The sequence below is a fragment of the Bacillus sp. DJP31 genome, assembly GCF_049310945.1.
Taxonomy (GTDB): Bacteria; Bacillota; Bacilli; order Bacillales; family SA4; genus Bacillus_BS.
This window is the reverse complement of record NZ_JBMERO010000042.1, coordinates 1-17,135: the sequence shown is the minus strand read 5'-3', so window position 1 is coordinate 17,135 and position 17,135 is coordinate 1. Positions and strand designations below refer to the sequence as shown.

Below are 17,135 nucleotides of genomic sequence, written 5' to 3'. Positions count from 1 at the left end.
CATACAATAAAAGTCCTTCATAGTATTATAGGGCTATTATTTAGTTTTTCTGAAAAAAAAGATAGGTAAGAGGAGTGGTAGTTTTCAATGCCGCTTTCATACAAAATAAGTACAAGTACCTTCAGTGTAATAAAGGTTTAGGAAGGAGTTTGAGTATGGATATAGTACATCAAGATCATCTAAAGGCTGTCGTCTTTAAAATTGGCGACGAAGAATATGGTTTAGCAATTGACCAAGTAGTATCCATTGAAATGATGCAACATATTACATCAGTACCTAAAACCCCGGAATACGTAAGAGGTATTACAACTATTAGAGGTTTAGTAACTCCTGTCATCGATCTTCGTAGGGTAATGAATGCAAATAGTTTGGATAATGAAAATTCACGTTTAATCATTGTGAAGGTTGAGGATCAAACAATGGGATTAGTTGTGGATTCGGCTACTGACGTGTTGGATATACCAAGTGAGTCTATACAACAGGCTAATTTTTATACAACTGAAACTGATTATCTGATAGGTGTCTACAAATTAAATAATAGATTAATTTTACTATTACACACTGAGCTTCTTTTAGGTAATCTAGAAAACTTTCATAAAATTAAAGAAATTGTTCAAAACTAACTACAAAAGGGGAAATTCATATGAAATCTATTCGTACGAAATTATTACTTGGTTTTAGTATTGTTCTTTTGTTGGTAGCTTTTATGGCCATCTTTACTATTTATAATTCTAACAAAACAAATAACCTAGCTAATGAACTTGTAACAGATGACCTTGAAGAACTAATTATCTATCAAAATCTTCGTTTTAATGTGGCTGAGAGAATTGCAGTAACGCGTGGTTATTTATTATATGGTGATATCGCGTTGAAAGAAAAATTTTATGCATATACAGAAGAGAGTAAACAGTTAGAAAAAGATTTAGATGGGTATCTGTCCGAAACTGAACGACCTCTTGCCGAAGAAATAATAAAGGAAAGTATTGCTTGGGGAGACTACATTTCCGAAAAGGTCTATGGAGTTTACGATATAGATCCAACTAAAGCTAATGAGAATAATAAGTTAGCAAGAACGAAATCAGTAGACCTTATGGAATTAATACAATCGGCAGTTGATATTGAGAATAAAGCGGTTCAAGAGTTGGGTAATGACATACTAAAGAAAGGGAAAGCTACTGAGCTTTCAAATTTAGTTATATCTATTATTGTTTTAATAGCTGGTATTACTATTGCTCTAGTTGTCGCCCGTATAATTGTAAAGCCTATCTTAGAAGTAGTTCAGCGATTACAGATTGTCGCAGACGGAGACTTTACAGGTGAAGAAATGGTTACCAAATCAAAGGATGAAGTAGGCACCTTGATCATAACAATGAACAAAATGGTGTCAGGCCTTCGTGAGGTGATTCAACAAGTTCGCTTTACTTCAGAGCAGGTCGCAGCATCTTCAGAAGAATTAACTGCTAGCGCTGAACAAACGAGTACCGCAACCGAACAAATTTCAGTAGCTATACAAGAGGTGTCAGAAGGGTCTAGTCAACAAGTATCTACTGTTAGAAAGACAAGTGATATTGTGCTAGAAATATCAAAAGGCATGGAGCAAGTAGCAACTTCTATCCAATCTGTAGCTGAGCTAACTGTTGAGTCAAATGATAAATCAACGGCAGGAAATCTAGTAGTAAATCGTACAATCGAACAAATGAATAGTGTTCAAAATCAAGTGGCCGATACTTCATCTGTCATAAATGCATTAGGGGTCAAATCAAATGAAATTGGTCAAATTGTACAATTAATTACTCAAATTGCAAATCAGACTAATCTTCTAGCTTTAAATGCAGCAATTGAAGCAGCAAGAGCAGGTGAGCATGGACGCGGTTTTGCAGTTGTAGCTGATGAGGTAAGAAAGCTAGCTGAACAATCAGGATTAGCTGCTGGACAAATTAGTGGTCTAGTTGGTCAAATTCAAGAAGAATCATTAAAAGCTGTAGAATCAATGGAGCTAGGAACTTCTGCAGTTGTTGATGGAATTGATATGGTACGTCAAACAGGTGATGCTTTTAAAGATATTATAAAAATGATTGAAGTGATATCCTCCCAATCACAAGAAGTATCAGCTATTGTAGAGCAGGTAAATGCTGGATCAGCTGGAATGGTACAAATGATCGAGGATGTTGCAAATATTAGCGAACAATCTGCAGGGAATTCACAAAACGTTGCAGCTTCAGCAGAAGAACAGCTTGCTTCTATGGAAGAAATTGCAACCTCAGCCACCTCTCTATCAGAAATGGCGGAATACCTGCAAAATCTCGTTAGAAAATTTAAGGTTTAAAAAAGATCATTATATAGAACAATCTGTAAAAGGATTGTATTATATGTTTTTTTAGTAGATTTCAATAGTTTAAAAAGGAGGAATTCCTTTGAGCTTTCATTTGCGGGATGTGCATTTTTATAAAACTCTATCAGCAACTGCAGATAGTATTTTTCATTTAATGAGTGAATTTATAGACTGCAATACTTTCTTTATTTCGATTACAGATAAAAGTGAAAGCGAATTTATAAAAGTTTTCAATCGAAAAAATGTATTACTAACTGAAGGAACAAAACTTCCTTTTGAAGCGATTTTTTGAAAGCTTGCAATTGAAAATGGTCGTGAACCACTTATAATCCCTGAGCTTTCAAAGAATTTATTAACAAAAGAGCACCCGGTGACAATCCAACTTGGTGGTGAAGGTTGTTTTGTTGGGATCCCACTATATATATCAAATGGAACACTAATAGGGACACTTTGCATACTTGATCAATTTAGATATTCCTTTTATCCAGAACAAATTAAAAAGGTTGAGGCCTTTGCTAATTTCCTTGTTCATACGCTAATGCATGAAAGTTTAATTATCCGGGACCGTTTGACAGGTCAATATAATCGAAACTTTGTGGAAATGTACTTTAATCAACATATCTCAGTTGAAAATCAACCACTAGCTATATTGAATTTTGATCTCGATCGTTTTAAATTAATTAATGATACTTTTGGGTACAAATTGGGAGATTCTCTTATTAAGGTAATATCAGAGAGGATTAAGGATAGACTTAATGAACGTGAAATTTGTTGCCGCATTGGAGACGATGAATTTTTAGTCTTACTCCCTATTTTACAATGGGAAACCTATCATAATTTTGTAATGGAGATATCCGAGGATATCATAAACGCTATCAGCTCAACAATTATAGTTGGAAATCAGGAAATTCATATAAATTCAAGCTTAGGTATAAGTATTTATCCTTTACATGGAAATGATATCCAAACCCTTTTGAGAAAGTCAGATATAGCATTGAATTTAGCAAAAAAGAATGAAACAGGTTTAGAATTCTATGACACTGAGCACGGAAATAAGTTGTTAAGAAGATTAAATATAGAAAATACTTTACTGAAAGCAGTAGAACGAAATGAATTCGAAATGTATTATCAGTCACAATTCGATATGGATACTGGAAAATTAATTGGCTTGGAAGCTCTAATTCGTTGGAAGCATCCGAATAAAGATTTTATTTCTCCAGCGGAGTTTATTCCAATCGCAGAAGAGTCCGGACTTATCATTGAGATAGGTAATTGGGTAATAGCTGAGGTTTGTCGACAAGCAAAGGATTGGATAGATCAAGGACTTGAGCCAATTCAATTCTCACTTAATATCTCATCTTTGCAGCTTAGAGCTGATGGTTTCATTGATAGAGTAAAGTCTTTACTTGAAACAACGAATTTACCACCTCAATTACTCAATTTTGAAATAACAGAGACAATCCTTATGGAAAATATAAAAAATGCAACGGTTATCTTTGAACAATTAAAGGATATTGGAATTAGGATAGCGATAGATGATTTTGGGACTGGGTACTCTTCCTTAAGTTACCTAAAGAGTATACCGGCAGATTATCTTAAAATTGATAAAGGCTTTATAGATGAAATTATAGAGCATAAAGGTGATCAAGCTATTGTAAATACAATTATCTCTCTTGGGAAAGAGTTAGATATGTCAATTGTTGCTGAAGGGATCGAAAAACTAGAACAGCATCTCTTTTTAAAAGAGATGGGTTCTTTAATTGGACAAGGATATTTCTATCATCGACCAAGTCCTATTGAAACAATTATCGAGGATCAATTAAAAATTCAAAAAAGTCTTAGGATTAAAGGAAGTCTCATCTGAGGCATCCTTTATTATTTGCATAGAACTTACTTAGTAAATTGCTAGCTTTATGATATTCTATAGATAGAAAGTGTGATTATATCATGGCTAATGATGAAAGAATTCAATTAAACGTGAGAGTTACGACTAATACGAACCAGAAGTTAGATGAAATTGTAGATTACTATCAAGAAAATGTGAAATAGGTAGAGTTTATAAAGGGGACGTTTTATCGGATATTATTGAGAAGTCTTATGAGATTGTGATGAAACAAAAAGCAGCGAAGAAGTAGAAGAAGATTGTTCACAATAAAAGATTAATTCTTACATGAATATATAAATATTGTAAAAGATAATCGAATCCACGAAACTACTTTTTTAGAAGGAGAGCCTTTGTGAATCAATTAAAGGCTCTTTATTCCAAATCGGTTCAACAAACAATTGGCAAAGTGTATGAAGATATTGATCGGTATAAAAAGAAATATGAAGAATTACCTTTATTTAAGATGTATGTTTTCGATCGGAGCGCTTATATTCAGTATCGTAAATGATGTTAAACATTGCTCATTGGCACTATAAAGTTAAGAAGATTAAACAAACAGCTGGTAAAAAAGTTGTCGACGTATTGACAGGTAATGAACTTAAGAGTCCTGGATACAGCTATTAAGAGGGTTGGCCAGAAGCCAACATTGGAAAGTAATTACCAATCAGTAATAGCAGCGATTGAGAAACACAGGGGTGGTCATAATGGATAAATATGATGTAATCGTTCGAGTACCTGCGAGCACAGCTAATCTAGGGTCTGGTTTCGATTGCATTGGGATGGCCTTACAGTTATATACCACGATTAAAATGCGGAAAGCATCGATTACAAGCATACATATTAGAGTTAATAATCTTGGAGGAATACCAGTTGACAGAGAGAATTTAATATACAAGGTTGCTAATCTACTATTTGAGAGAGCTGGATTGCCAAGCCCTAATTTGGAGATTGAAATTGAAAGTGATATTCCTTTAACGAGAGGGTTAGGAAGCAGTGCAGCAGCCATTATTGGCGGATTGGTTGCAGGAAACACACTTGCAGGGGAACCATTTAACAACGAAGAAATTTACCAACTTGCGACAGAACTTGAAGGACACCCTGATAACGTCGATGCCTTTTTATTAGGTGGAATTGTGATTGCGACTTTTGTTCAGTCACAGGTTTCGTACATTAGAATTCTTCCTCCAAGTGGAATAAAAATTGTAGTTGCTGTTCCGAATTTTGAAATTCTAACAAAAGTAGCAAGAGATGTCCTACCTTCTTTCTACTCTCGTGAAGATACAATACATGCTATTAGTCAATCTGCATTATTGGCTGGTGCTTTAGTGAGCGGAAATACATCTGTATTATATAAGGCAATGCGTGATCGGATCCATCAGCCCTATCGCATGTCACTTGTACCCGGACTTGATGAGTTATTGACCCATTCTATCAATTACGGAGCATCGGGTATTGCACTTAGTGGAGCCGGCCCATCCATTATTGCACTCACTGATCAAGATGGTGAACAACTTATGAAGTATATTAAAGATGTACTACTAAAACACGGTGTCTCTACAAGTGTAACAATGATTGATCCAGATATAGTAGGAGTCACCATTCAATCTTTTATGAACGGCTAGAGCGTGTATGGAAAACAAAATACAACGAAAGTTCCGCTGAACAGAGTGTGCCATTCTGTATGTGTATAAAGCCTCAAATAGATTCATCAAAAGTCAGTTGAAAAAGGCTACCCAACTTTAGTTAGGGTAGCCACATGAGCATCCATCAGTTAACTTGTTCTTTTTCTATTTAATGATAAATACTTTTGATACTACAAACTCTTTTCCATCCTTTGGCGTCATCCAGGCTTTTACTTCATATTCTCCTGTTTTTAGACCAAGGTCCTTTAGGTCGATATCATAAACTAGCTCTTCGCCTTGTTGAAGATCTTCTTCACCCATCTCTTGAAGGTAGAGAGCTACACTAGAGAACAGGTAGATTTCTTTGCCGTCACTATCTAGAACAGAATAATCAAACCTCTGGGAGCTCGTGAATTCAAGAGAGATTTCCTTTTCAGTTTGGTTCTTTACCTTATACTCGAATAATAAGGGTTCTTTTTCGCTGAGACTTGGTGCCAACTCTCCAGCTGCAATTTCACTTTTGTCTCCAGTCTGATTCTGTTTCACCGCTTCATTACTCCCCATTCCACATCCTGCAATTAGACTACTTAACATAAACACAAGAATCACTTTCTTCATTTTTTTTCCTCCAGTCATTCATAATTTCTTCCTGTTATACCGTTTGTCGTTAGTTCTCATGTATTAGTTACAAAGTTAATAAAATTTTTTTGTCATATAAAAATGTAATTCTTACCCTAAAGGAAGTATTTAGTTAAATATAATCAAAATTTCAAAAAATATGGTATATTTAGCACATTAAAGGTTGATTCTGTAGGCAAAAATATAGAATGATGATGATAGATAATAGATTAAGGGTAAACACATAAGTACAAGGAGGAATAAAAATGGGAAAGAAAGTAACGGTTATTGGTGGAGGTTTAGCGGGTATGTCTGTGGCTATTCGACTAGCAGCAGAAAACTATGATGTAACAATCTTAGAAAAAGGTGAAAGACTGGGTGGAAAGCTAAACATTCGCGTAGGCAATGGATTTAGGTTTGATACGGGTCCATCTATTTTGACCATGCCTTGGGTGCTTGAGAAGCTGTTCGACGATGTTGGGAAAAATGTACATGATTACCTTGACATTGTTCGAGTAGAGCCAGGCTGGCGGACATTTTTTGAAGATGGAACGGTTATTAACTTAACAAGTGATTTACCAACGATGTTAGAAGAAATAAAGAAAGTGTCAGAAGAGGATTCTCAGTCCTTTCTATCCTATTTACAATATAGTGCAAAATTGTATGACTTGATGAAGAAGAGCTTCTATAAAGAGAACATTAGTGGGTTGCAGGATTTACGTAAAAAACACCCATTAAAAGAACTATGGATGATGGATCCAATCAAATCATTTGATCAATCCACCTCTAAGTATTTTAAGGATGCACGGATTCAACAATTGATGAATTTTCTCATCATGTATATTGGTTCCTCTCCTTATCATGCTCCGGCTGTTCTTACCCAGCTCGCTCATGTTCAACTTGGAATTGGCGTGTATTATGTTAAGGGTGGCATGTATAAAATTGCTGAGGCCATGGAACAGCTTTTAAATGAATTCGGTGTTAAGGTTATCCTAAATTGTAAAGTGACTGGACTTTTGCAGGATGGTACTGAAGTAAAAGGAGTAAAGACAGAAGACGGAAACACCATGTTGGCTGATTTAGTGGTTTCAAACCTAGAAGTGATTCCTTTTTATAAGTCTTTACTAGAAACACAACCCGAAATCAAACGAGCAACACAGGATTTAACAAAGTTTGAGCCGACAGTTTCAGGCTTGGTTCTTTTATTAGGTGTTAATAAAAAATTTGATAACCTATCACACCATAATTTCTTCTTTTCTGCGGATGCAAAAAAAGAGTTTCAACAAATATTTGATGAAAAAGTTCTGGCAGATGATCCAACCGTTTATGTTGGAATTTCGTCCAAAACAGATCCTACCCAAGCTCCTGCAGATAAAGAAAACCTATTTGTTTTAACACATGTCCCACCTTTAAAGGAAGGGGAATCATGGGAGCAGTATAAAAACTCCTACCGTGATAAAGTGTTAACGAAGCTAGAAAAAATGGGTATGACGGATTTAAGAAATAGTATTGAGTTTGAGTACGTATTTACCCCTGACGATCTGCAGGAATTATACGGTTCCAATGGTGGTTCCATTTACGGAGTCGTGACAGATCGAAAGCTAAATGGTGGGTTTAAAATTCCAAGTAGAAGTAAATTATTTCCTAATGTATATTTTGTCGGGGGCTCCACACATCCAGGTGGCGGTGTTCCAATGGTAACGTTGTCCGGTCAATTAACAGCAGATTTGATTTTGGATGATGAAGCAAAATCAGGCCAACAAATTGGATAGCGAGTTAGAAAATTCTTTCTCCCTTTTTTCTAGGGCGGTGAAATGACTTTGAACCAATCGTTACAAACAGCTATGGAAGTATCTCGAAAAGCCGGTATACAGTGGGGACAATCTACGATAAATGAACGGATAAAAGCGATCAAGCTTCTAGACAATTATTTACGTAGCCATTTAGAACAGCTGCTTTTAGATATTCAAAAAATCACAAAGAAAAGCAACATGGATGTTTTAACGGGTGAATTTCACCTATTATTTGAAGCTATTAAATACTATAAAGGCATTGCCCCAAAACTCCTTAAAAAGGAGCGGAAGAAAACACCGTTTCCAAATTTTAATAGAAAATCATACGTTCAATATGAGCCTATTGGGGTCTGTTTACTTTTTTCACCGTGGAATTACCCGCTGCAGCTATCCATTCTACCTATGATTTCTGCCTTGCTCGCGGGTAACACGGTCATTCTCAAACCATCTGAACACCTTGTCGGTTTTTCAGCCATACTCAAACCCTTGCTTCAATCTATGAATCTCCCAGAGGGAGTCATTCAGGTTGTGGATGGTGGAGCAGATATTGGGAAAGGGTTGATTGATCAAAAACCAGATAAAATCTTTTTCACGGGAAGCCAAAAAGTTGGGAAACAAATTCTTAGGCAAGCTTCAGAACATTTTATTCAGTGTGATCTCGAACTAAGTGGGAAAGACCCACTGATTGTGTTTGAAGATTGTGACTTGGAGAGAGCAGCCAATGCCGCTGTATGGGGAGCCTTTGTCAATGGTGGTCAGGTTTGTGTGAGTGTCGAGAGGGTGTATGTACAGGAAACAGTTTATGATCGGTTTCTTGAAAAAGTCAAGGAAAAGTCGGAGAGTCTCCAATTAGATGACTTGGCAAGGAACCTCATGACAACTACGATAAGCTTTATAAACGTCCGAGAGCAAATCCAAAAAGCGATAGAGGATGGTGCAGCTCTCGTGACTGAAGTAATCATGGATGAACAGGAGAGTTATATTGCACCGACAATATTAAAAAATGTCAACCATTCTATGGCTATTATGAGAGAAGAGACATTTGGACCCGTTTTGCCGATTATGTCATTCTCAACAGAGGAAGAAGCGATTCGGTTAGCGAATGATTCTCCGTTTGGGTTAAACGCATATGTCTTTTCGAAGGATAAGGACCGAATAGAGAGAGTGGTTCGTTTTTTAGAAAGTGGAAACGTTTATGTAAATGATGTGATTCTAAATGTATCGAATATTCATCTTCCATTTGGAGGTGTGAAGGAGAGTGGAATGGGGCGATATCATGGGGTAGAAGGACTTCTTACCTTTACTCAGTCCAAATCAGTCATGATCTATTCAGGAAATGTCTCTAAAAACATGAATTGGTATCCTTACTCTAGCAATGCTTTGGCCATTTTAAAAAAATGGTACAAAAGATGGTCATGAAAACACAGATAAAGGAGGGGAGAAAATGATAGTCGGTTTTCTTGCCATTCTACTTTTTATTACTCTATTTTGGACGTTAGGTAAAACCAAATTAGACTATTCACTGACTAAATATGTAAGTCTTGAGTGTCTTTCCATTATAATTCCTGCACGAAATGAAGAGGGTACGATTGAGAGTCTTCTTACATCCATTCGTGCTCAGTCTGTTCAACCCCTTGAGGTCATTGTAGTCAATGATCATTCAAATGATCGAACAAAGGAGATAGCATTGGGTTACGGAGTGATGGTTATTGATAATCCAACTTTACCTACCGATTGGCTTGGGAAATCATGGGCATGTTGGAATGGGGCAAAAGCAGCTAAAGGGGAGTATTTACTTTTCCTAGACGCTGATACATGGTTTGAAAAGGATGGCATCTCTAAAGCTATGGAGACTTATTTATCAGAAGAAAACCCGAGTGTGTTAACGATTCACCCCTATCACCAAATGACTCATTTTTACGAGAAGTTTTCTGCAATCTTCCAGCTGATCATTGTCGCTTCTAGTGGAATCTCTCACCTTTTTGCAAATCTGATTAAAACAACCGGTGGTTTCGGCCAATGTATGATTGTAAATCGAGACCTCTATTTTCAGATAGGTGGTCACAAAGTAATTAAGCATGAAGTTGTCGAAAATTTATCCCTTGTAAAGCATGCTGCTTCACTTGGTTTCTCTACAAAAGCCATTAGTGGTTTTGGGATTTTGTCCATGAGGATGTATAAAGAGGGTATAGGTAGTCTCTTCAATGGGTGGGGAAAGAGCTTTGCGGCTGGTTCAAAAAAGGGAAATCTACTGCTCACAATCCTTGTTGTTTTATGGATATCTTTTCTATGTACGTTTTTAACAAATAGTATTTCTCTCATAAACAATGATTCATTCATCTTTTTATGTACGTATATCGCCATATCTGGTTTGCTATTTCGAACATTGATAGCCATCGGAAACTATACTATAGTAGATGCTGTTTTGTTTCCCTTACATCTACTATTCTTTGTTACTGTTTATTCGTATTCTTTCATAAGTACATATCTAGTTAAAAATGCTTCCTGGAAGGGAAGAAGCATAATGGTTTCAAAAAGGAAGGATGACCAAACGCTATGATTATATGGATTAATGTAGTGGTATGGTTATTCATCCATTTACTAGGAACGTATATACCTTCTAAATTCAGTTTAGCGTTTATCAAGTCTATTCAATGGTTTCCACCAATTCAGTCATGGGAAGTGAAATGGCACAACAAACTCAGAATAAAAAAATGGAAAGAGAAAGTACCAGACGCTGCAGATTGGTTTTTTGGAGGCATTAAGAAACGGGATATCTGTATGAAGAGCAAAAAGGGTATGCAACGCTTTATTCTTGAATCAAAACGAGCAGAATTATCCCATTACCTTCAGATTCTACCCGCACCGATCTTTTTTACATTCAATGATTTTTATTCAGGCTGGTTTATGATACTCTATGCTTTTTGTTTTCATACTCCTTTTATATTTATTCAACGTTATAATCGGTATCGTTTAGAAAGTATTTTAAGTAGAAAATGGGTGAAAGTCTTGTAAGAATGGAATCATATGGTAAATCGGATTCTCTACAAATATTTACATAAACGATGTAGTATAATATATTCATTAGTTTTGTTAGAGGAGGTAAAAAATGAGTTTAAAAACAGTTGCTACACTTTCCATTTTATTTATTTCAATCGGTTTTGTATTATTTTTAGTTTCCCTATTCACTCAAAGCTTTAATTGGCTTCCCGCTATACTCACTTTTTCACTAGGAATGATCTTGTTTTTTGTTGCGAGGAGACTTTCCAATCTTCACGCAAATAGAAACTAAAAAATTAGGGTAGGCTCATATTGATACTTGTCATCTAGGGCTATACTAATAGCTAGTCAAGAAAGGTGGGAAAACGTGACATTACCAACTTCATTAACTTACTACTATGATGACTACCCCAATCTTTTACTTGTTCCAGTTGGTCGAAAGAACCAAGCTATTCGATCGATTGGTCACAAGAATGAAAAAGCTACACTAGCAAGAATAAATGACATAGTACATAGCGTTTTTGAATGCTTGCACCCCGAAGAACACAAGCAATTATGGTCTTTTCTTACGATAGAGACTTCTGCATTGCCCATTCCAATTGATAAAACTGAATGTATTTATCCGCACTTAATTAAACCACAAATGTTTCTTTGGAATACTTTATCTTCCAAGCGAGGTATTCCATTACACAACGAATTGTTTTACAAAGAAGTATATGAAACTCTTTCAACAAATGCCTTGCGTTCTCACGTGACAAGAGTGATAGAAGAGTATATCTTTTGTTCTAAGCTTTCACAGTTGACAAGAATTCAACTCCTAGAAAAAATTGAGAACGCCTATAACAACCATCCGCTCGTTATACTAGCAAGAGAAAAACAAATGGTCATAGATTCCGTAGAAAATATGAATAAATCTTCTCTACTGGGACTCCTAAATCCCCCTGAAGAGGTTACCTACTGGCGGCAACGGTTGGAAATTATCATGAGGGCTTTCCGTCTCATGCCTAAGATGTGTAAGCATCACAAAGAGTTAACCATCCAAGCACAAAGTCAAAGCCTTATGTGTGAGTGTTATCAATGTAATACCATTTATTTCTATAATCTTCAGGATGACCGTATTCTCTTTCCTGAAGAATTTGATGTTGAAAAAGCGAGAAAGAGGATTGAAACCATAGAAAGACAGTTTAATGAGTTTGCAAGCAATAATGAAAGCTTGCTTGAAGATATTCGTATCCTATCATCTATACAAAATCATGTTTTTCAGTATAAAGACCCTATTGATGAAATCATAGGAATACAACAAAGACTTGAGTCAATTTCTGTTAAAGTTGAGGGTATTCCTACAAATGAAATAGTCACAATCTACGAAAAACTAAAAGATGCCGAGTTTCCTGATCATGAAAATTCTTCTTTATTACAGTGGTTATCTCACATAGAACTTACAAACATTTCTGTTTTAAAGGAGGCTGCAGATTGGGAAAGAGTACTTCATAGAGAAATAGGAGAGGATCTACAGCTTATTTTGCAAACTTTAAATGATAGGGTTTCGATACGACCAAAACCTAGTGAAGTCGTGGTGAATGTTAAAGATCATAAACTCTCTATTGAAGTCGCTAGTCTTATCTGTTCGTTTATTTCACAACACGAGGATGAGTTCCCAGCGCATGTTTTAACAAAGGTATTTGTAGGTCATGCAACCAATATGATTCGGACGCAGCAGTTACATACTCATCAAGCATTTGGTGTACTTTCAGCCTGGCCAGGAAAATATGTGATGAAGGCCCTCCAGCAATTGGAGAAAAAAGAGTACCTTACAAAACATACAAAAGGCTATAAAGTAACTGAAAAGGCAAGATGGTATCTTTCAGTAGAATTTGCAAAAGACAAAACATAAGTAAGGGGACATAACAAATGTCTCCTTACCTAATTCTCCAATTATTAGTAATCAACTTTGATACGTACTAATCGATCATCGTCCGCGCTAGAATTCCCACGACCATCTCGATTGTTCGTTATCGCATATATATTCGTACCCTCCAAATAAACATCACGCATTCTCCCACTGTTTTCATGTATAATATTCACTTCGTTGGTCTTTAAATCATAGCTACGAATCCGTGAATCTCTTAATGTTGCAATGTAAAGCTGACCATCCTTGTATTCTATTCCAGAAGGAGCCCACGTTTTGTTACCAGTATGGAAAATGGGTTTGAACATATCAGGTGCCTCTTCATCTCCTTGGATGGTCGGCCATCCATAATTGCTCCCTGGCTTAATGAGATTAATTTCATCATGTGCATTTTGTCCATGTTCAGTACTATACAAATTTCCTTCGTCATCCCAAGCTAAACCTTGTGGATTTCGATGGCCATATGAGTAGACATAGGACATAGGAAAAGGATTACCTTGAGGTATTGTCCCGTTTACATTCATTCGAAGTATTTTTCCTGCTAGACTATTTTTGTCTTGAGAAAGCTCAGATTTACCAGAGTCCCCAGTAGTCACAAAAAGTGTTCCATCTGGACCCAGTTTCATTCTTCCGCCGTTATGAATTCTACCACCCGGAATACCTTCAAGTATTCCTTTTGTTTCTATCCATTGATCTCCTTCTTTTTGAAGAACAACAACTCGATTTTGGATAAGATTATCTTGAAAATACGTATAGTACGCATAGGCTTGATGAGTGGTTTCAAAATCAAGAGCAAGCGCCATGCCAAGCAATCCGCCTTCGCCTTCATGGTGGACATCCCTTGTGACTGATAGCTCTTGAGTAGTGACAAAACCAGATTCAATGTCAATTTCTAGAATTCTACCATCTCGCTCAGTTATATAGAAAGTTTCTTCATGCTTTGCGATCGTCCAAGGAATCGTTAAGTTTGTTACGAGTGTTTCTGTAGAAGATCCAATTGTTTCGACTACTCGAGGTTCAGATTCAGTAGACGTTCGAGTATCATCAACGTTACCAATAGAACATCCAGCTATGACCATTAAAAGAAGAATATATTTACTGCTTTTGAACATTTCATATCACCTCATATCAACAGTTTACAATTTTTACGTTACTAATACCAAGTATCAACACAAAATCAAATGTTCAAACTTGAACGAAAATTTACAATACATTAACCCCCTTAAGATTTCTATGATTGTAGGATGTTATGTTGGAAGTATTAAAGGAGGGTATGAAAATGGAAAATCTAGAAAGGTTTTACCCTTACTCATCCTCATATTGCTTTTATTAGGCACAACTGTTAATGGAAATGACCTAGTAAAATTTGGCAAATGCATTAATTCAATATATGAAACAAGAAATTCAATAGAATTTGCTATGTTCGGTAAAGAATGATATACCTTTTTCTAACATGTGCTCCAATATATGCTAAAATTAGATGTGTAAAGTAGATCAAAGTGAGGAATGATGTTTTTGAAAAAGATGTTTGCTAGATATTATGACTCTATTATGAAGCCAGTTGAAAATAAATACATTACGACGTGGAGAAAAGAATTGCTATTGAATGCTAAGGGGAACGAACTGGTAGCCATACTTGCCAATCAATAATTATATATATTATTTTCGAGAAGATAAAATGAAAAACGCGGTGCAAATGTGTGTATGCTCCGCGTTTTACTTGTGATAAAAGCTTCATTTCTAGTTGTAGTTGTTTAGGAATTATGGCGTATTCAGATGAATCGACAAGTGTATTGTTAAACGATAATACATCATCTGAACTTGACTTTACAGAAGAGGATTTTAATGAATTAACCGCAACTGAAAAGGCAGAGATTGAAAAAAGAGCAGAAGAAAATGCTAGATTAGTTGAGTTAATGAACTTAGGTGAATAGTAAAGAAGTTTAATTACAAATTCATGATACTTTTATAAAAAAACTCTTCTTAGAAGAGTTTTTTTGCTAATATTAACTTATAACTACTCACATAAGGAGGAATTTTATGAAAGCAAAGTTAAATCTAGGAGCATTTATTCTAAGCTTGCTGGCTTGGGCATTATTCGCATTTATTTCCTTCAATAGTATTGAAGCCTTAGAAACTACTCGCTCAATGTTGTTTAATATTTGTTTAGTCCTTTCTATAGTTACTTTTATTTTATCTGTAATAGGATTTAAAGAAATAAAAAATGGTCTCTCGGCTTTTATAAGTATTGGCACTCTAGTATTTAGTCTAGTACTTGCAATTGTGTGTGGATTTGTTATCCTTATGGGAAAATTATTGGGGTAAACAATATCTATATTTGAATAGAAAATTTGTTATCCGGATACTTGGACCTTTGTAGTAGGCATCTATAAGTGCATAGAAGATAGTACCTAATAAAAAGGAATACTCCAAAAGTTCTTTTTTGAAGTATTCCTCAAGAAAACCGTAAATCTACAACTTGATAATATCCTAGTTTTTCACCATAAAGTCCTGTATAGGCTTGGTCTCGGCAATAGCCCCAAAATATATCAATAGCATAATATGATTGAGCTGCTACAATTCCAGTATCTTGAACTGAGAAAGAATTAGTAACTTTAGTACCATAATTTCCGACGTTTACTGAAACAGGTGTTATTATAGTTGATCCAAACGGAACATGTGGTTTATTACTTGAAGCTTTCCTTACTGTAACATAACCAAGTTGTGGCAATGTATTATTATGAGTTAATCGCAACTTTGTATTATTTGGTGGTAGATAATACTTACTAGCTGTATACCCAGTAACATCTTGTGGTTGAGAAGTAGTAAATTCACCAGGTGGTGCCATTTGAGGTTCACCATTATCACTTGCAGAAGCAGAGGAAATCATTATAGAAATTAATATGCATACAACAACGAAAATTGCTCCAATAACTTAGTAATATAGAAAAACCAGTATTAACAGCAAACTGTTAGTACTGGTTTGGGACATTTTATTTTAAAGAAGCTATGAATTGTTGTACATAGATATAAATACTAATATTTTCTAATACACATATTACAAAAGATTTATCCATTTAATTTACAAATGTGTGGTTTAAATCCACCGTCTTTAGACGGTATACGCTTTTAGCCTTATCTTTAAATGTCCATACTACAATAGAGGTGAAAGTATGGACGGTTATCAAAAAAGTAGTCATGCTATTTTACAGGGTAGTGTTGAGAAAGATCACATCCATCTATTATTATCGTGTCCTCCTAGCCTTGCGCCGAGTAAGATTATGCAGTACCTAAAAGGACGATCATCCAGGCTCATACAAGATGAATTTCCAGAACTAAAGAAAAGATTCTGGGGACAACATTTGTGGGCAAGAGGGTACTTCTGTGCAACAGTTGGCAATGTCACTCAAGAGATTATTAGAAACTATATAGCTAACCAGTTTAGTGAAGGAAAAGATGAAATATTCAAGATTGAAGAATGAGTTTAGTCAAATTTAGTATGCTTTTAGCACAAGGACTTTGAGAGGACTTCAGTCTTGATATACGACTTTAGTCGTTGACATTTATGTCTAAATCCACCTGCTTTAGCAGGTGGTCGTTTAATATTTCATAAATACGACGAATTTCATCTCTAGCCTTGATATAGAAATTCCCAAAGGACTAAAGCTACTCAGGATAGTGTTGACGATTTACCTAGATGGTTGTCATTAGAAATGGACGATTCTTTCGAAAATCCAAAATCAAGATTAGTAGTAAGGGTTGACCAGGCTTCTGTAGAAGTTGAACCTGGATTCGATCCCAAGTTACTTGTAGATGTTGTAAAGACACTTCAATCATTATGCTGAAAGATGCAATGATTGATAGTGTCTACCTCGCCAGAGGTAGTACGGATTTGAGAAAGTCCATCGATGGATTAGCCATTTTGGTTCAGGTGGAATTTAATCTAGACCCTTTTTCCTCAAGTCTATTTGTATTT

21 protein-coding genes and 2 pseudogenes are annotated in these 17,135 nt (G+C 35.7%); 20 read left to right on the top strand and 3 right to left on the bottom strand.

The window, feature by feature from the left end; all coding sequences use genetic code 11:
* The first annotated feature begins 155 nt into the window (after positions 1-155).
* The 8 genes and pseudogenes from ACOI1C_RS21200 to thrB all read left to right on the top strand — a co-directional run bounded on the left by ACOI1C_RS21200 (position 156) and on the right by thrB (position 5,839).
* On the top strand, positions 156-623 hold the full coding sequence (locus ACOI1C_RS21200; RefSeq protein ID WP_422512550.1) for a chemotaxis protein CheW: 468 nt from the start codon (positions 156-158) through the stop codon (positions 621-623).
* 20 nt (positions 624-643) lie between these two features.
* Positions 644-1,387, top strand: a pseudogene (locus ACOI1C_RS21195) (HAMP domain-containing protein); the annotation flags it as partial.
* Positions 1,370-2,326, top strand: coding sequence for a methyl-accepting chemotaxis protein (locus ACOI1C_RS21190; protein ID WP_422512552.1), 957 nt, complete (start codon positions 1,370-1,372; stop codon positions 2,324-2,326). The pseudogene ACOI1C_RS21195 and the gene ACOI1C_RS21190, both read left to right, overlap by 18 nt.
* Before the next feature lie 88 nt (positions 2,327-2,414).
* Positions 2,415-2,624 (top strand): hypothetical protein, encoded by a 210-nt coding sequence (locus ACOI1C_RS21185; RefSeq protein WP_422512549.1) that lies wholly within the window; start codon positions 2,415-2,417, stop codon positions 2,622-2,624.
* A gap of 78 nt (positions 2,625-2,702) precedes the next feature.
* Positions 2,703-4,196, top strand: coding sequence for a putative bifunctional diguanylate cyclase/phosphodiesterase (locus ACOI1C_RS21180; protein WP_422512548.1), 1,494 nt, complete (start codon positions 2,703-2,705; stop codon positions 4,194-4,196).
* An 83-nt stretch (positions 4,197-4,279) separates the two neighbouring features.
* A pseudogene (locus ACOI1C_RS21175) lies at positions 4,280-4,467 on the top strand (hypothetical protein).
* A 102-nt stretch (positions 4,468-4,569) separates the two neighbouring features.
* Positions 4,570-4,725 (top strand): hypothetical protein, encoded by a 156-nt coding sequence (locus tag ACOI1C_RS21170; protein ID WP_422512547.1) that lies wholly within the window; start codon positions 4,570-4,572, stop codon positions 4,723-4,725.
* Between the two features lie 196 nt (positions 4,726-4,921).
* Positions 4,922-5,839, top strand: a complete 918-nt coding sequence (gene thrB / locus ACOI1C_RS21165; protein WP_422512546.1) for a homoserine kinase — start codon at positions 4,922-4,924, stop codon at positions 5,837-5,839.
* Between the two features lie 165 nt (positions 5,840-6,004).
* Here the strand turns inward: thrB and ACOI1C_RS21160 are convergent, their stop codons facing one another.
* The gene (locus ACOI1C_RS21160; RefSeq protein WP_422512545.1) at positions 6,005-6,457 is read right to left on the bottom strand and encodes a BsuPI-related putative proteinase inhibitor; all 453 of its coding nucleotides are present in this window, start codon (positions 6,455-6,457) and stop codon (positions 6,005-6,007) included.
* A gap of 266 nt (positions 6,458-6,723) precedes the next feature.
* On the opposite strand from ACOI1C_RS21160, the gene ACOI1C_RS21155 reads away from it, so the two are divergent.
* The 6 genes from ACOI1C_RS21155 (at position 6,724) to ACOI1C_RS21130 (ending at position 13,144) form a co-directional block, all read left to right on the top strand.
* A complete protein-coding gene (locus ACOI1C_RS21155; RefSeq protein ID WP_422512544.1) occupies positions 6,724-8,229 on the top strand; it encodes a phytoene desaturase family protein in 1,506 nt (501 codons plus the stop codon).
* Between the two features lie 42 nt (positions 8,230-8,271).
* Positions 8,272-9,669 (top strand): aldehyde dehydrogenase family protein, encoded by a 1,398-nt coding sequence (locus tag ACOI1C_RS21150; protein WP_422512543.1) that lies wholly within the window; start codon positions 8,272-8,274, stop codon positions 9,667-9,669.
* A gap of 25 nt (positions 9,670-9,694) precedes the next feature.
* On the top strand, positions 9,695-10,810 hold the full coding sequence (locus tag ACOI1C_RS21145) for a glycosyltransferase (RefSeq protein ID WP_422512542.1): 1,116 nt from the start codon (positions 9,695-9,697) through the stop codon (positions 10,808-10,810).
* Positions 10,807-11,265 (top strand): glycosyl-4,4'-diaponeurosporenoate acyltransferase, encoded by a 459-nt coding sequence (locus ACOI1C_RS21140; RefSeq protein ID WP_422512541.1) that lies wholly within the window; start codon positions 10,807-10,809, stop codon positions 11,263-11,265. Before ACOI1C_RS21145 ends, ACOI1C_RS21140 begins: the two co-directional genes overlap by 4 nt.
* A 94-nt stretch (positions 11,266-11,359) precedes the next feature.
* A complete protein-coding gene (locus tag ACOI1C_RS21135; RefSeq protein ID WP_422512540.1) occupies positions 11,360-11,542 on the top strand; it encodes a hypothetical protein in 183 nt (60 codons plus the stop codon).
* A gap of 75 nt (positions 11,543-11,617) precedes the next feature.
* Positions 11,618-13,144: an RQC-minor-2 family DNA-binding protein gene (locus ACOI1C_RS21130; RefSeq protein ID WP_422512539.1), complete on the top strand. Its 1,527-nt coding sequence runs from the start codon at positions 11,618-11,620 to the stop codon at positions 13,142-13,144.
* A gap of 44 nt (positions 13,145-13,188) precedes the next feature.
* Here the strand turns inward: ACOI1C_RS21130 and ACOI1C_RS21125 are convergent, their stop codons facing one another.
* Positions 13,189-14,271 carry a PQQ-dependent sugar dehydrogenase gene (locus ACOI1C_RS21125; protein ID WP_422512538.1) on the bottom strand — a complete coding sequence of 361 codons (1,083 nt, stop codon included), beginning with the start codon at positions 14,269-14,271 and terminating at the stop codon, positions 13,189-13,191.
* A 403-nt stretch (positions 14,272-14,674) separates the two neighbouring features.
* Between ACOI1C_RS21125 and ACOI1C_RS21120 the strand changes: the two genes are divergently transcribed.
* The 3 genes from ACOI1C_RS21120 to ACOI1C_RS21110 all read left to right on the top strand — a co-directional run bounded on the left by ACOI1C_RS21120 (position 14,675) and on the right by ACOI1C_RS21110 (position 15,484).
* A complete protein-coding gene (locus ACOI1C_RS21120; protein WP_422512537.1) occupies positions 14,675-14,809 on the top strand; it encodes a hypothetical protein in 135 nt (44 codons plus the stop codon).
* Positions 14,810-14,922: 113 nt separating this feature from the next.
* Positions 14,923-15,093, top strand: a complete 171-nt coding sequence (locus tag ACOI1C_RS21115) for a hypothetical protein (protein WP_422512536.1) — start codon at positions 14,923-14,925, stop codon at positions 15,091-15,093.
* Between the two features lie 106 nt (positions 15,094-15,199).
* Positions 15,200-15,484 carry a hypothetical protein gene (locus ACOI1C_RS21110; protein ID WP_422512535.1) on the top strand — a complete coding sequence of 95 codons (285 nt, stop codon included), beginning with the start codon at positions 15,200-15,202 and terminating at the stop codon, positions 15,482-15,484.
* Between the two features lie 130 nt (positions 15,485-15,614).
* Here ACOI1C_RS21110 and ACOI1C_RS21105 read toward each other — a convergent pair whose 3' ends face one another.
* Positions 15,615-16,007 (bottom strand): hypothetical protein, encoded by a 393-nt coding sequence (locus ACOI1C_RS21105; protein WP_422512534.1) that lies wholly within the window; start codon positions 16,005-16,007, stop codon positions 15,615-15,617.
* A 325-nt stretch (positions 16,008-16,332) separates the two neighbouring features.
* On the opposite strand from ACOI1C_RS21105, the gene tnpA reads away from it, so the two are divergent.
* The 3 genes from tnpA to tnpB form a co-directional block, all read left to right on the top strand.
* A complete protein-coding gene (tnpA, locus tag ACOI1C_RS21100; protein ID WP_422512533.1) occupies positions 16,333-16,641 on the top strand; it encodes an IS200/IS605 family transposase in 309 nt (102 codons plus the stop codon).
* 231 nt (positions 16,642-16,872) lie between these two features.
* Complete coding sequence (locus ACOI1C_RS21095) at positions 16,873-17,004, top strand: hypothetical protein (protein ID WP_422512532.1); 132 nt, start codon at positions 16,873-16,875, stop codon at positions 17,002-17,004.
* On the top strand, positions 16,998-17,135 hold a 138-nt coding region (gene tnpB, locus ACOI1C_RS21090; protein WP_422512551.1), incomplete at its 3' end, for an IS66 family insertion sequence element accessory protein TnpB. The genes ACOI1C_RS21095 and tnpB, both read left to right, overlap by 7 nt.

Excerpts from the sequence above, each read along its gene's own strand:
- ACOI1C_RS21115 (WP_422512536.1), top strand. The coding sequence starts at position 14,923 with ATGGCGTATTCAGATGAATCGACAAGTGTATTGTTAAACGATAATACA.
- ACOI1C_RS21125 (WP_422512538.1), bottom strand. The coding sequence starts at position 14,271 with ATGTTCAAAAGCAGTAAATATATTCTTCTTTTAATGGTCATAGCTGGA.
- ACOI1C_RS21105 (WP_422512534.1), bottom strand. The coding sequence starts at position 16,007 with ATGGCACCACCTGGTGAATTTACTACTTCTCAACCACAAGATGTTACT.
- ACOI1C_RS21160 (WP_422512545.1), bottom strand. The coding sequence starts at position 6,457 with ATGAAGAAAGTGATTCTTGTGTTTATGTTAAGTAGTCTAATTGCAGGA.
- ACOI1C_RS21150 (WP_422512543.1), top strand. The coding sequence starts at position 8,272 with ATGACTTTGAACCAATCGTTACAAACAGCTATGGAAGTATCTCGAAAA.
- ACOI1C_RS21200 (WP_422512550.1), top strand. The coding sequence starts at position 156 with ATGGATATAGTACATCAAGATCATCTAAAGGCTGTCGTCTTTAAAATT.
- ACOI1C_RS21140 (WP_422512541.1), top strand. The coding sequence starts at position 10,807 with ATGATTATATGGATTAATGTAGTGGTATGGTTATTCATCCATTTACTA.
- ACOI1C_RS21095 (WP_422512532.1), top strand. The coding sequence starts at position 16,873 with ATGGACGATTCTTTCGAAAATCCAAAATCAAGATTAGTAGTAAGGGTT.
- ACOI1C_RS21155 (WP_422512544.1), top strand. The coding sequence starts at position 6,724 with ATGGGAAAGAAAGTAACGGTTATTGGTGGAGGTTTAGCGGGTATGTCT.
- tnpA (WP_422512533.1), top strand. The coding sequence starts at position 16,333 with ATGGACGGTTATCAAAAAAGTAGTCATGCTATTTTACAGGGTAGTGTT.
- thrB (WP_422512546.1), top strand. The coding sequence starts at position 4,922 with ATGGATAAATATGATGTAATCGTTCGAGTACCTGCGAGCACAGCTAAT.
- ACOI1C_RS21110 (WP_422512535.1), top strand. The coding sequence starts at position 15,200 with ATGAAAGCAAAGTTAAATCTAGGAGCATTTATTCTAAGCTTGCTGGCT.
- ACOI1C_RS21135 (WP_422512540.1), top strand. The coding sequence starts at position 11,360 with ATGAGTTTAAAAACAGTTGCTACACTTTCCATTTTATTTATTTCAATC.
- ACOI1C_RS21190 (WP_422512552.1), top strand. The coding sequence starts at position 1,370 with ATGAACAAAATGGTGTCAGGCCTTCGTGAGGTGATTCAACAAGTTCGC.
- ACOI1C_RS21145 (WP_422512542.1), top strand. The coding sequence starts at position 9,695 with ATGATAGTCGGTTTTCTTGCCATTCTACTTTTTATTACTCTATTTTGG.